General features: G+C 72.5%; 11 protein-coding genes. 4 read left to right on the top strand and 7 right to left on the bottom strand.

Annotated elements, in window-relative coordinates; all coding sequences use genetic code 11:
• Positions 1-553: amidohydrolase (locus LDO26_RS13310; RefSeq protein WP_232131580.1), on the bottom strand; the 553-nt coding region annotated here is incomplete at its 3' end.
• Between the two features lie 189 nt (positions 554-742).
• Here LDO26_RS13310 and LDO26_RS13305 point away from each other — a divergent pair.
• Both LDO26_RS13305 and LDO26_RS13300 read left to right on the top strand, forming a co-directional pair.
• Positions 743-2,209, top strand: coding sequence for a 2-hydroxymuconic semialdehyde dehydrogenase (locus LDO26_RS13305; RefSeq protein WP_232131579.1), 1,467 nt, complete (start codon positions 743-745; stop codon positions 2,207-2,209).
• Between the two features lie 252 nt (positions 2,210-2,461).
• The gene (locus tag LDO26_RS13300; RefSeq protein ID WP_232131578.1) at positions 2,462-3,256 is read left to right on the top strand and encodes a sulfite exporter TauE/SafE family protein; all 795 of its coding nucleotides are present in this window, start codon (positions 2,462-2,464) and stop codon (positions 3,254-3,256) included.
• Positions 3,257-3,406: 150 nt separating this feature from the next.
• On the opposite strand, the gene LDO26_RS13295 is transcribed toward LDO26_RS13300, so the two are convergent.
• The 4 genes from LDO26_RS13295 to LDO26_RS13280 all read right to left on the bottom strand — a co-directional run bounded on the left by LDO26_RS13295 (position 3,407) and on the right by LDO26_RS13280 (position 7,437).
• Positions 3,407-3,721, bottom strand: coding sequence for an EF-hand domain-containing protein (locus LDO26_RS13295; RefSeq protein ID WP_232131577.1), 315 nt, complete (start codon positions 3,719-3,721; stop codon positions 3,407-3,409).
• Between the two features lie 80 nt (positions 3,722-3,801).
• Complete coding sequence (locus LDO26_RS13290; protein ID WP_232131576.1) at positions 3,802-5,058, bottom strand: copper resistance protein B; 1,257 nt, start codon at positions 5,056-5,058, stop codon at positions 3,802-3,804.
• Entirely contained in the window at positions 5,055-6,893 is a 1,839-nt protein-coding gene (locus LDO26_RS13285; protein ID WP_232131575.1) for a copper resistance system multicopper oxidase, read from the bottom strand. The genes LDO26_RS13290 and LDO26_RS13285 overlap by 4 nt, the downstream gene beginning before the upstream one ends.
• 112 nt (positions 6,894-7,005) lie before the next feature.
• The gene (locus LDO26_RS13280; protein WP_232131574.1) at positions 7,006-7,437 is read right to left on the bottom strand and encodes a CopL family metal-binding regulatory protein; all 432 of its coding nucleotides are present in this window, start codon (positions 7,435-7,437) and stop codon (positions 7,006-7,008) included.
• Between the two features lie 174 nt (positions 7,438-7,611).
• On the opposite strand from LDO26_RS13280, the gene LDO26_RS13275 reads away from it, so the two are divergent.
• Entirely contained in the window at positions 7,612-8,754 is a 1,143-nt protein-coding gene (locus LDO26_RS13275) for a PLP-dependent cysteine synthase family protein (protein WP_232131573.1), read from the top strand.
• Positions 8,755-8,826: 72 nt separating this feature from the next.
• Positions 8,827-11,706, top strand: coding sequence for a TonB-dependent receptor plug domain-containing protein (locus LDO26_RS13270; RefSeq protein WP_232131572.1), 2,880 nt, complete (start codon positions 8,827-8,829; stop codon positions 11,704-11,706).
• A gap of 49 nt (positions 11,707-11,755) precedes the next feature.
• Here the strand turns inward: LDO26_RS13270 and LDO26_RS13265 are convergent, their stop codons facing one another.
• Both LDO26_RS13265 and LDO26_RS13260 read right to left on the bottom strand, forming a co-directional pair.
• Entirely contained in the window at positions 11,756-12,529 is a 774-nt protein-coding gene (locus LDO26_RS13265) for an endonuclease/exonuclease/phosphatase family protein (RefSeq protein WP_232131571.1), read from the bottom strand.
• A gap of 1 nt (position 12,530) precedes the next feature.
• A complete protein-coding gene (locus tag LDO26_RS13260; RefSeq protein ID WP_232131570.1) occupies positions 12,531-13,373 on the bottom strand; it encodes a thiol:disulfide interchange protein DsbA/DsbL in 843 nt (280 codons plus the stop codon).
• Positions 13,374-13,406 lie beyond the last annotated feature (33 nt).

Genomic DNA, 13,406 nt, shown 5'->3' with positions numbered 1-13,406 from the left:
CCGCCAGCGACTGCAGCGTCGCGCCGCTGCGCACGCTGGCCTTGCCGCGGCCCAGCAGCGGCATGTTGTGGAAGGCGTAGACCTCGTCGCAGGGGAAGCGCGCGAACAGGCCGTCCCCGGCCATGCGGATCGCGCCGCGCCCGCCTTCCTCGGCCGGCTGGAAGATCAGCACCACGCGGCCGCTGGCCGGCGGATGCCGGACCAGGTACGTGGCGGTGCCCAGCAGCGCCGAGGTATGCCCGTCGTGGCCGCAGGTGTGCGCGGTGCCGTCGCGCTGCGAGCGGTAGTCCGCGTCGCTGTGTTCCTGCATCGGCAGCGCGTCCATGTCCGCGCGCAGGCCGATCGACAGCCCCGGCCGGCCGCTGTCGATGACCGCGACCACGCCGGTGCCGCCCAGGCCCCGGTGGACGTCCAGCCCCAGCGATTCGAGCACCTCGGCGACCAGTGCCGAGGTCCGCAGCTCCTCGAAGCCGAGTTCCGGCCAGGCATGGATGCGGTGGCGCCAGGCGGTCATTTCAGGCGCAAGCGACGCCGCGGGATCGAGGACGGTCATCGGCGGGGACACGCGTTCGTGTGGAAAGCACGGCCGGCGATTATCGCAGGATGCCGGCGCCGGTCGCTGCCGCCGCCATGCGGCGATGACGCGCGGCAACGTGACCGGCGCGCCGATGTCCTGTATCCCGGAGCCTGCGCCGGACCGGCGCGGGTGCGATGCCCGCATGCGCCGCACGAGGAGACCGCCATGTCTGCCCTGCCGACCCTGTACCACCTCATCGACGGCCAGCCGTTCGCCTCGTCGCGGCCGCCGTTCGAGAACCGCAATCCCGCGACGGGCGCGCTGATCGGTCATGTCTGCGAGGCCGACGCCGGCATCGTCGACCGGGCCGTGCAGGCCGCGCGACGCGCCCTGCGCGGGCCATGGGCACGCCTGGACGAGCACGACCGCGCCGCGCTGCTGCGCCGGACCGCCGACCGGATCCGTGCACGCTTCGACGATTTCCTCGCCGCCGAGGTCGCCGACACCGGCAAGCCGGTGTCGCTGGCGCGCACGGTCGACATCCCGCGCGGCGCGGCGAACTTCGAGGTGTTCGCCGACCAGATCGCCAATACCGCGACCGAAAGCTTCCGCACCGCGACGCCCGACGGCCGCGGTGCGCTGAACTACGGCCTGCGCACGCCGCGCGGCGTGATCGCGGTGATCTGCCCGTGGAACCTGCCACTGCTGCTGACGACCTGGAAGGTCGCGCCGGCGCTGGCGTTCGGCAACACCGTCGTGGTCAAGCCGTCCGAGGACACGCCGACGACGACCGCGCTGCTGGCCGAGGTCATGCGCGAGGCCGGCGTGCCGGACGGCGTGTTCAACGTCGTGCACGGCTTCGGCCCCGACAGTGCCGGGCAGTACCTCAGCGAGCACCCGGACGTCGATGGCATCACCTTCACCGGCGAGACCCGCACCGGCGCCGCGATCATGCGCGCGGCGGCGACCGGGGTGCGGCCGGTGTCGCTGGAACTGGGCGGCAAGAACGCCGGCGTCGTGTTCGCCGACTGCGACCTCGACGCCGCGGTCGCCGGCATCGCGCGCGCGGCCTTCCTCAACAGTGGGCAGGTCTGCCTGGGCACCGAGCGCGTATACGTGCAGCGGCCGTTGTTCGACACCTTCGTGCAGCGCCTCAGGGCGGAGGCCGGGATGCTGCGGCCGGGCGATCCGCGCGACGCCGCGACGCGTTTCGGCCCGCTGGTCAGCGCCACGCACCGGCGCAAGGTGCTCGACTGCTACGCGCGTGCGCGTGCCGACGGCGCGACCGTCGTCACCGGCGGCGGCGTGCCGCAGCTGCCCGACGCGCTGGCCGGCGGCTACTGGGTGCAGCCGACGATCTGGACCGGCCTGCCCGATGCGTCCCCGGTGCTGCGCGAGGAGATCTTCGGTCCGTGCTGCCACGTGGCCCCGTTCGACGACGAGGACGAGGCGGTCGCGCGCGCCAACGACAGCGCCTACGGGCTGGCGACGACGATCTGGACCCGCGACCTGGCGCGTGCGCACCGCGTCGCCGCGGCGATCGAGGTCGGCGTGGCCTGGGTCAACTGCTGGTACCTGCGCGACCTGCGCACCGCCTTCGGCGGTGCCAGGCAGTCCGGCATCGGCCGCGAGGGCGGCGCGCATGGCCTGGAGTTCTACACGGAGCTGCGCAACGTCTGCATCAAGCTCTGAACGCCGCCGTCGCGCGCTGTCTGTCATCCGTTTTCAGGATCGGGTTGCTGTTGCGGCGTAGGGCGGGTCTCGACCCGCCGCGCGCGGGTACCGGAGATGCGGGGGGCGGATCGAGATCCGCCCGACGCGGGGATTGTCCCGGCGGGCAACCGCTGCGCCGCGGTTCCCGCTAGCATTGCCGCCTGTCCGCGCGCCCGTCGCGCCGCTTCCGTTGCCGATCGCGCGTCGTCCGGCACCTGCCGGAGTCCGCCGATGTCGTTGTCGCTGCTGCTGTTTCCGTTGCTCGGTGCCGTCGCCGGCATCCTCGCCGGCCTGCTCGGCATCGGCGGCGGCCTGGTGTTGGTGACCGCGCTGGTCTGGCTGTTGCCGTTGTACGGCGTGCCCGGCGGCGCCGCGGTGCATGCCGCGCTGGCCACGTCGCTGGCGTCGGTGGTGCTGACCGGCCTGTCGTCGGCCTGGTCGCACAGCCGCCGCGGCAGCGTGCTGTGGCCGACGGTCGCGTGGATGGTGCCCGGCGTGCTGCTCGGCGGCTGGCTCGGCACGCTGTTTGCGGTGCGGGTCGACGGACAATGGCTGAAGTTCGGCGTCATCGCCTATTGCGGCGTCGCCGGCCTGCAGATGCTGCTGTCGCGATCGCCGCCCGCGGGCGGCGCCAGCGTGACGCCGCGCGGCGCGGGCATCAGCACGGCCGGCGTCGGCATCGGCGCGGTGTCGTCGCTGGTCGGCATCGGCGGCGGCAGCATGACCGTGCCGCTGCTGGTCTGGCGCGGGGTGCAGCCGGTGCGCGCGGTCGGCACCTCGTCGGCCTGTGGCGTGTTCATCGGCCTGGCCAGTGCGGCCGGCTATGCGGCGCATGCGCCCGCCGGGGTGATGCCTGCGCATTCGCTGGGCTACGTGTACCTGCCCGCCGCGATCGGCATCGCGCTGACCTCGATGCTGTGCGCGCCGCTGGGCACGCGGATCGCGCACGCGATCAGCGGCCCTGCGCTCAAGCGCGTATTCGCGGTGTTCCTGTTCCTGGTCGGCGCGAGCCTGCTGCTGGCGTAGGCGTGCGGGCGGCAAGAACGTCCGTGTTCCGCAGGCCGGCGGCGTAGCGCCGACCTGCGTCTTTTCGGCACGCCGGGATCCGGCGCGCGCCGTCGCCGACGGCGCCCGGATCCCGCAGGCGGAATCCGGATGCCGGGTTGCCGGCGGTGCTCAGCGCATCGCCGCGCCGGCGAGGAACTCCTCGAGGTCCAGACGGTGGTCGCCGTTGCGGTCGATGTGGCCGAAATGGGCATGCAGCGGATGGTCGGCGGGCAGTTCGTCGTGGCCGATGTAGCCGTCGCCATTGCGGTCGAGCCGGGCGAACTCCTCGCGCGCGGCGGCATCGGCGTCGTCCGTCGCCGGGCTGGCGTGGCCGGCATGGCCGTTGTCGTGGCCGTGATGGGCATGCTCCTGCGCGGCGGCGAGTGCGGGCGACAGCAGCAGGGCGAGCAGGGCGAGCAGGGCGAAGCGGGTGGTGCGGTGCATGGTGGTGTCCTTGTCGGATGGGAGAAAGAAAAAGAAGAAGCCGCGCGCCGGCGGTGGACCCGGCGCGCGGCGCATGCGGCTCAGAACCACATGCGCAGGCCGGCGACGACGCGCGTGTCGCGCGCATGGCCGCCGGCGGCGCGCTGGTAGTCGGCGGTGTCGCCGAAGCTGCGTTCATGGACCACGCCGATGTATGGCGCGAAGCGGCGGCTGAACTCGTAGCGCAGGCGCAGGCCGGCCTCGATCGAATTGAGGCCGCTGCCGATGCGTTCGCCCGGTTCGTCCTTCAGCGAGGCCGTGGCTTCGATCGCCGGCTGCAGGATCAGGCGGTTGGTGAAGCGCATCTCGTACTCCGCCTCGAGCTTCGTCTGCACCTGGCCGCCGCTGCCGGCATAGGCCATCGCCGAGACCTCGAACATGTACGGCGCCAGGCCCTGCACGCCGAACGCGGCCCAGCTGCGCGCATCCGGCTGGAAGTCGTGGCGGACACCGGCGACGACGTCCCACCACGGCGTGACGCCGCGGCCGTACAGCAGTTCGACATCGGCCTTGCCGGTCCTTCCGGCCTCGCGCTCGCCCTCGCTGCGCAGCCACACGCGGTCGAGGTCGCCGCCGATCCACGCCGCCACTTCCCAGGCCTGGCCGGTGCCGTGGTCGGCATCCCAGGCTTCCAGGCGCTCGACCAGCAGCATCGTGCTGATCGGCGAGGCGTGTTCCATCGCGTGGTGGTCGAGCACCGGGAACGCGGCGGCGAGGTCGGCTTCGGTCAATGGCGGGATCGGCGTGCGCGGCGTGGCGGACGCTGCCGGCGGCGCATGCCCCGCATGGCCGTGATGACCGTGGTGGTGGTGCCCGGTGCCATGGTCGTGCGCGTCCACGCCGGTATCGGCGGATTGCGCACGATGCCCGGCATGGGGGGCGGCGGCGGGTGTGCCGTGCCCGGCGTGCCCCGCATGCGGGTCGTCGGCCGTGGCGGCGGACTGTGCGCGATGCGCGGCGTGCGGATCGGCGGCCGGGGGGGTGGATGTCGTGCGGTGGCCGGCATGCGGGTCGCTTGCCGGTGCATCGTGCCCGTGGCCGGCATGCGGGTCGGCTGCGGACTGCCGGTGCGCGGCATGCGGGTCCGCAGCCGGTGCAGCGGGCTGCGCGCGATGGGCCGCGTGTGGATCGTCGGCCGTCGTGCGCTGCGCGTGCCCGGCGTGCGGATCGGTGGCGGCCGGCGTGTCCGTCGCGGGCGCCGGCACGTGCTGCGCATGCTGGGCGGCGGCGGTGGCGGACAGGGCCAGCAGCAGCGTGGCGGCGAGCAGCGATCGTGGATGTCGGAGGTCGGTCCTCATGCCTCGATCCTCACTTCGCGCATCATCCCCGCTTCCATGTGGTAGAGCAGATGGCAGTGGAAGGCCCAGCGCCCGGGCGCGTCGGCGCGCACCCGGAAACTGCGCCGGCTGCCCGGCGGCATGTCGACGGTGTGCTTGCGCACCATGAAGTCGCCGTTGGCGTCCTCGACGTCGCTCCACACGCCGTGCAGGTGGATCGGGTGGGTCATCATCGTGTCGTTGACCAGCACGATGCGCATGCGCTCGCCGTAGTTGAGCCGCAGCGGATCGGCGCCGGCGAACGGGATGCCGTCGAACGACCACGAGAACTTCTCCATGTGCCCGGTCAGGTGCAGCTCGACGTCGCGACCCGGGTCGCGGCCGTCCTCGTCGCCGGCGATGCTGCGCAGGTCGGCGTAGGTCAGCACGCGCCGGCCGTTGTCGCGCAGGCCGATGCCGGGGTCGTCGAGCCGCGGGATCGGCGTCATCGTCTGCATGTCGACCAGCGGGTTGCGGGTCTCGCTGGCGGGATGCGCCTGCATGCCGGCGGTCTCGTGCGCGCCGTGGCCCATCGCCGCGTGGTCCATGCCGGCATGCCCCATCGCGGCATGGTCCATGGCCGCGTGCTCCGTCGAAGCGTGGTCCATCGCAGCATGGCCGCCGGCCGCGGGCGCGGCGTGGCTGCCGTGCGCGCCGTGGTCGTGGCCCATGTCGGCCATCGTCAGCAGCGGCCGCGGGTCGTGGGCGGGCACCGGCGCGGCCAGTCCCGGGCGCACCGCCAGCGTGCCGCGGGCATGGCCGGTGCGGCCCATGTCCTGGGCGAAGATGGTGTAGGCGTCCTGTCCGGACGGTTCGACGAGCACGTCGAAGGTCTCGGCGACCGCGATGCGGAACTCGTCGACGGTCACCGGATGGATCGGCTGGCCATCGGCGGCGACCACGGTCATCTTCAGCCCCGGGATGCGCACGTCGAAGTAGGTCATCGCCGAGCCGTTGATGAAGCGCAGCAGCACTTTCTCGCCGCTGCGGAACAGGCCGGTCCAGTTGCCGGCCGGCGTGGTGCCGTTGAACAGGTAGGTGTAGGTGTGCGCGTTGACGTCGGAGATGTCGGTCGGCGTCATCCGCATCCGGCCCCAGTCGCGGCGGTCGGCCACGGTGGCGGCCAGCCCCTGCCGGCGCACGTCGCGGAAGAAGTCGCCGACCGTCGGCTTGTAGTAGTTGTCGTACTCGGGGTACTTGCGCAGGCGCCGGAACAGCTGGCCCGGGTCGAGGTCGGTCCAGTCCGACAGCAGCACCACGTGCTCGCGGTCCCAGGCGTAGGGCAGCGGTTCGCGCGGGTCGACGATCAGCGCGCCGTACAGCCCGGCCTGCTCCTGGAACAGCGAATGGCTGTGGTACCAGTAGGTGCCCGACTGGCGCAGCTGGAAGCGGTAGGTGAAGGTCTCGCCGGGATGGATGCCGTTGAAGCTCAGTCCCGGCACGCCGTCCATGTTGGCCGGCAGCAGGATGCCGTGCCAGTGCACGGACGTGATCGCATCGGGCAGGCGGTTGGCCACGCGCAGGGTCACGGTATCGCCTTCGCGCCAGCGCAGGACCGGCGCGGGCAGGCTGCCGTTGACGGTGATCGCCGGCCGCGTGCGGCCGGTGAAATTGACTGGCGAGGCGCCGATCGACAGGTCGAAGTCGGTGCCGCGCAGCACGTTCGGGCCGGTGCGGGCATCGCTGCCGGCGGCCAGTGCCGGCAGCCAGCCGGCGGTGCCGGCGGCCAGGCCGCCGAGGGCGAGGCCCTGGACGAAGCTGCGGCGCGACAGCGGGGACCGCGCCCACGGCGCGGGTCGGTTGGGATCTGGGGACATGGCGGAACTCCGTCACAACCGACGCGTGGGGCCGGCCGGACTCGGGAAGCTGTGGGGACGGCGCGCGGCAGGGGCCGCGGCCATGCGCGAACAGGCGCCGGGTGGCGCAGGCTCAGCCGATCGGGGGGCGCAGCAACGGCAGCCGCGGGGTCGCCGGCAGGCCGCGGGCGTTGGCGTCCACCGGCGCGTCGCGCAGGCCGGTGTCGATGACGGCCGCAGCCGGTCCGGCTACCGCGTGGGTGTGCTGCAGGCAGGAGTCGAGGCAGAACTGCAGGCAGTCGTCGCCGTGCCGGGCGTGGTCGTCGGCCATGTCCGGCATCGCGGCGTGCGCCGCGGCCGCTTCGCCGCTGCCATGGCAGTCGCCCGCGGTATCCGCGATGGCGGCGTCCCGTGCGATCGCGGCCGCCACGGCGGCATCGGTCTCGATCACCGCGACCCGCCCCGAGGCCATCGCCGCGCCCAGGCCGTTGCCCAGCAGCACCAGGCACAGCAGCGCGTGCAGCCAGAGGCGCAGGGACGGCGGGCGGGAGGCGCGGACGGACATGGCCGACAGCATACCGCCACGCGGGGCCGCCGTCGCGGCGACGTACACTAGGGCCCGTTCGAGATACGCGGGCCCGGCTGCGGGCAGCCCGGCAGGACATCCTTCGCGGATCCCGACAGCCCCCCATCCGCTGTGCGGCGGCCGGTTGCCGCGCGTCGCCACCACGAGTGCACCATGTCCAACCGCGACTGGGTGGCCCAGGCCATCCGCAGGATCGAGGCCGACTTCAACCGGTCCGCCGACACCCACCTCATTCCGCTGCCGCTGCCGGCGTTTCCCGGCATCGACGTCTACCTCAAGGACGAGTCCAGCCACCCGACCGGCAGCCTCAAGCACCGGCTGGCGCGCTCGCTGTTCCTGTACGCGCTGGCCAACGGCTGGCTGCATGCCGGCAGCACCGTGGTCGAGGCGTCGAGCGGTTCGACCGCGGTGTCGGAGGCGTATTTCGCGCGCCTGCTGGGCCTGCCGTTCGTCGCGGTGATGCCGGCCTCGACCTCGCCCGACAAGATCGCCGCGATCGAGTTCCAGGGCGGCCGCTGCCACCTGGTGCAGAGCGCCTGCGACATCGGCGCGGCGTCGCAGCAGCTGGCGCGCGACATCGGCGGCCACTTCATGGACCAGTTCACCTATGCCGAGCGCGCGACCGACTGGCGCGCGAACAACAACATCGCCGAGTCGATCTTCAAGCAGATGGCCCAGGAGACGCACCCGGTGCCGGCGTGGATCGTCTGCAGCGCGGGCACCGGCGGCACCAGCGCGACGATCGGCCGCTACGCCCGCTACCGCGGCTTCGACAGCCGCATCCTGTGCGCCGATCCCGAGCATTCGGCGTTCTTCGACCATTACGCGCGCGGCGTGCGCGGCGAGTCCACGGCGGGCGACGTCGCGCCCGCGCCGGCGTCGCGGATCGAGGGCATCGGCCGCCCGCACGTCGAGCCGAGCTTCGTGCCCGGCTGCGTCGACGCGATGGTCAAGGTCCCCGACGCGCTGAGCCTGGCGGCGATGCGCGACGTCAGCCGCCGGCTCGGCCGCCGGGTCGGCGGCTCGACCGGCACCAACATGATCGGCGTGCTGGCCGTCGCCCGCGCGATGCACGATGCCGGCCGGTCGGGCTCGATCGTCACCATCCTCTGCGACGGCGGCGGGCGCTATGCGCACAGCTACTACAACCCGGACTGGTACGCGGCGCAGGGCTTCGACATGGACGCGGCCGATGCCGCTGTCGGCGCGGCGGCCGGGCAGGGCGTCGCGCTGCCCGGCCTGGACTTGATCGCGCGCGAGTCGAGCTGGGGTCGACCCCAGGTGCCGGCAGGTTAAAGATTCGTTACAACGGCAGGGCTGGCGGCACGGGGGCACCGGCAATCCCTGTCCACTGCCGGAGCCGCCGCCATGTCCCAACCGTCCCGTCACCGCCTCGCCGCCGCGGTCCAGCTGTCGCTGCTGGCCTGCCTGCCCGCACTGGCCGTCGCGCAGACGCCCGCGCCGGCCCAGCCCGAGGCCCGCACCCTCGACACGGTCAGCGTGACCGGCACCCGCATCCGCAAGGCCGAGCTGGAGACCGCGGTGCCGGTGCAGGTGCTGACCCGCGAGGACATCGACCGCAGCGGCTTCACCTCGGTCGCCGACATCGTGCAGAACCTCACCGCCAGCGGCGCGGCGCTGAACACGAAGTTCAATTCCAGCGGCAACTTCGGCGCGCCGCCCGATGGCGGCGGCGTCGGTGCCGGCGCGGCGACCGTCGACCTGCGCCACCTGGGACCCAAGCGCGTGCTGGTGCTGGTCGACGGCATCCGCTGGGTCAACGAGTCGTCGGCCTCGGGCGTCGGCGCGGCGGTCGACCTCAACACCATCCCGCTGGCGCTGATCGAACGCATCGAGGTGCTGGAGGACGGCGCCTCGTCGCTCTACGGCTCCGACGCGATCGCCGGCGTGGTCAACATCATCACCCGCCGCGACGCCGACGGCGGCAGCCTCGACCTGCACTACGGCGAGTACGACGACCTCGGCGGCGCGACCTGGGGCGCGGACCTGGGCTGGGGCGGCAGCAGCGAACGCGCGCAGTGGTTCGTCGGCGCCTCGTACTACAAGCAGCGCGAGATCGCGTCCTCGAAGTTCGCCAACGCGCGCGAGCCGGTGCCCGGCACCGGACTGGCGAACGGCAGCTCGGCGACGCCGGCCGGCCGCTTCATCTTCCAGGACCCCAACACCGGCGAGGTCTTCGACCTCTCGCCCAACGACGGCGCGACCTCGCCGGTCTACGACCCGACCCAGACCGGCTGCGACCGCACCGACGACTTCCACTGCTTCGGCACCGCCGACCGCTACAACTTCGCGCCCAGCAACCTGCTGCTGACCCCGTCGGAGCGCAAGTCGGTGTTCGGCCAGCTGCGCTTCGAGTTCACGCCGCAGGTCTCGGGCTACACCCGCGTGCTCTACAACGAACGCAACTCGGCCAACCAGGCCGCGCCCGAGCCGTTCTTCCTCGGCACCGACGCCGGCGTCTACAACCCCTGGGCCGAGGAGACGCTGGTGATCTCGGCGCTGAATCCCTACAACCCGTTCGGCTTCGACCTGACCACGGTCGGCGACGACGCCAACCTGTTCCTGGTCGGGCGCAGGCCGGTCGAGGGCGGGGTGCGCCGCTACGAGCAGAAGGTCAGGACCTGGTACGTCGCCGCCGGTGCGGAAGGCATGTTCGGCGTCGGCGACCGCACCTGGAACTGGGACGTCAACCTGGTACGCAGCGAAAGCCGCGCCGAGCAGACCAACACCGGCAGCTACAACGTGCGCCGCATCAACGAGGCGCTCGGCGATCCGGCCGCCTGCGCGGCGATCGCCGGCTGCGTGCCGCTGGACCTGTTCGGCGGGCCCGGCACGATCACCCCGGAGATGCTGGCCTTCATCCAGCCGGTCGTGCACGACGAGAGCCGCAACACGCTGAGCCTGGCCTCGGCCAACATCACCGGCGACCTCGCCCAGCTGTGGGCCGGCGCGCTGTCGTTCGCCGCGGGCCTGGAGTACCGCAAGTACGAGGGCAGCTACACGCCCGACCCGATCACCGTCGCCGGCGAGTACAACGGCGTGCCGTCGGGCGCGACCCGCGGCGACTACAGCGTCCGCGAGGCCTATGCCGAGTTCAGCCTGCCACTGCTGCACGACCCGGCGTCCGGCGAGCGCCTAGACCTCAGCGTCGCCGGCCGCTACTCGGATTATTCGACCTTCGGCGGCGAGAGCACCGGCAAGGTCGGCCTGCGCTGGCAGCCGGTCGACGAGATCCTGTTCCGGATGAGCTATGCCGAGGGCTTCCGCGCGCCGTCGATCGGCGAGCTCTACGGCACCCTGAGCCGCTTCGACGCGACCCTGGTCGATCCGTGTTCGGGCGCGGCCTCCTCGTCGGCCGCCTGCGCCGCCGACGGCGTGCCGCCTGGCTACGAGCAGACCAATTCGCAGATCTCGGTGGTGACCTCGGGCAACGCCGAACTCGAACCCGAGCACAGCCGCAGCCTGATGGTCGGCGCGGTGTGGAGCCCCTCGTTCGCCGACGGCGTGTCATGGTCGGACCGGCTCGACCTCGGCGTGACCTTCTACCGCCACCACATCGACGGCGCGATCCAGGCGCCCGACGCCCAGGGCATCCTCGACCGCTGCGTCGCCACCCGCGACCCCGTCGCCTGCGCCGCCTACGACCGCAGCGACCGCGGCCAGATCATCCGCTTCGACGACATCCTCGACAACCTCGGCACGATCAAGACCGACGGCTGGGACTTCAGCGCGGTCTGGACCCTGCCCGACGGCGACTGGGGCCGGCTGCGCTTCGACGCCCGCGCCACCTGGGTCACGCGCTACGAACTGGTCAACGAATCGGGCGAGCCCGAGCCGCGCCGCCCGGGCGTGGAGGTCAACGACAGCGCGATTCCCGAATGGTCGGCGACCCTGGTCAGCGACTGGACCCGCGGACCCTGGTCGCTGGCATGGACGCTGCGGCACATCGACCGCCTGCGCGAGTCCTGCGGCGGCGCCAACGGCTTCCCGATCTGCGACGACAGCGCGGGCGACCGCAACGACCTCGGCGCGACGACCTACCACGACCTGCAGCTGTCGTGGCGCAACCCCGCGTGGCTGAAGGGCACGCGGATCAGCGTCGGCGTCAACAACCTCACCGGCAAGGCGCCGCCGGTGTGCCTGAGCTGCAGCCTCAACGGCTACGACGCATCGACCTACGACCTGCCCGGCCGCTTCGTCTACGCGCGCCTGGGGCTGGAGTTCTGAGCCGGGCGCGGGCGGCGTGGCGGGTCGAGACCCGCCCGCCGGCGCACCCTCAGCGCCGCAGCGCGGCGTCGGGAATGATCAGTTCGGTCGACAGCGCGAGGTGGTCGGAGAACGCCGCCGGCATCGCCTGCATGTTCGCGCACTGCAGGTTGCTGGTGACCAGGATGTGGTCGATCGCGCGCTGCGGCTTCCAGCTGGGGAACGTGTGCACCGCGCAGGACGGCGGCTGCAGGCGGGTCTCGCGGTAGAGGATCTCCATCTCCGGCCGGTCGGAGGTGCAGTTGAAGTCGCCCATCAGCACCGCATTCGGGTACTGCTGCATGACCTCGGCGATGAACGACAGCTGCGAGCGCCGCGACTGCGCGCCCAGCGACAGGTGCGCGACCGCGATCACCAGCCCCGTGTCGCCCTCGCCGAAGCGGCCCAGCAGCACGCCGCGGCCGCCGATGCGGCCGGGCAGCGCGTGGTTGACGACCTCGATCGGCTCGACCTTGCTCAGCAGGCCGTTGGCGCTGGACGCGACCGCGCCGACGCGCCGGTTCGGCTGGTGGCTCCAGTAGCCGAAGCCGCCGCGTTCGGCCAGGTAGTGGGTCTGGTTGGTGAAGCCCGAGCGCCAGCTGCCCGGGTCGGCCTCCTGCAGGCCGACGATGTCGTAGGTGCCGGCCAGCCTGGCGATGGCGTCGAGCGACACGCGCTTGTTGCCGGCCGGCAGCACGTGCGACCAGCTGCGCGTCGCGTAGTCGCTGTAGCGGCGCGTGCTCGACCCCGCCTGGATGTTGGCGCTGAGCAGCTTGAGCCGTTGGACCGGTGCGACCTCGCTCACGTCAGTGCGCCGCGCGCTCCATGGCGACCAGGTGGTCGGCGATGCGCAGGGTGTCGTCGAGCGAGCCGCCGCCGGTCACCCGGTACTTGCCGGCGACGACCAGGGTCGGCGTCCTGTCGATACCGCTGCGCACACCGAACGCGCGCGCGCGCCCCATGCTGGCGTTGACCGCGAAGCTCTGCATCGTGCTGCGCAGCTGCGCGGTGTCGACGCCGAGCGTGCCGTAGAAGTCGACGATCGCGTCGAGGCTGGCGTTGGGCGGCAGCCGGCGCTGGATGTGGATGGCGTTGAACGTCGCGTCGTGGGTCCTGTCGAGCACGCCCATGGTCTCGGCGGCGTAGAATGCACGCGGGAAGCTGTCGGCGTCGTTGAACACCGCCGGTACCGCGACGAAATGCACGTCCGCCGGTTGCTTCGCCTTCCAGGCATTGACCAGCGGCTCGAACGCGGCGCAGTGGCCGCACCAGTAGGCGAAGACCTCGGCGACCTCGATCCTGCCGGGCGTCGCGGCGAACGGCTGGCCGCCGCTGATCTCGACATAGTCCTTGCCGGCCTGCGGCGCCGGACCGGCGGGCGGCTGCACGGCGGGCGCGGGCGTCGGCGCGGCCGGCGTCTCCGCTTCCGTCGCGTCCGCGTCCGCATCGGGCACGGGTTCGGCCGGCGCGCCGTTGTCGGCGTCGGGCGTGATCTCGCCGGACTCGCCGCCGGCGGCCGGCGCGACCTGCTCGGTACCCTGCGGCGCGTCGGCGGAGGCGGCCGGCGTGGCCGCCGTGTCGGGCTGCTGGGTACAGGCCGCCAGCAGGGCCGGGGCAAGGAGGACAAGCAGGGCGTGGCGGATCTTCATGCGGAATCTCTCGAGGGATGGATCGGATTGCGG

This window comes from Proluteimonas luteida (genome assembly GCF_021191695.1).
In the GTDB taxonomy this organism is placed as follows: Bacteria; Pseudomonadota; Gammaproteobacteria; order Xanthomonadales; family Xanthomonadaceae; genus Luteimonas; species Luteimonas luteida.
This window is presented reverse-complemented; position numbering and strand designations above follow the sequence as displayed.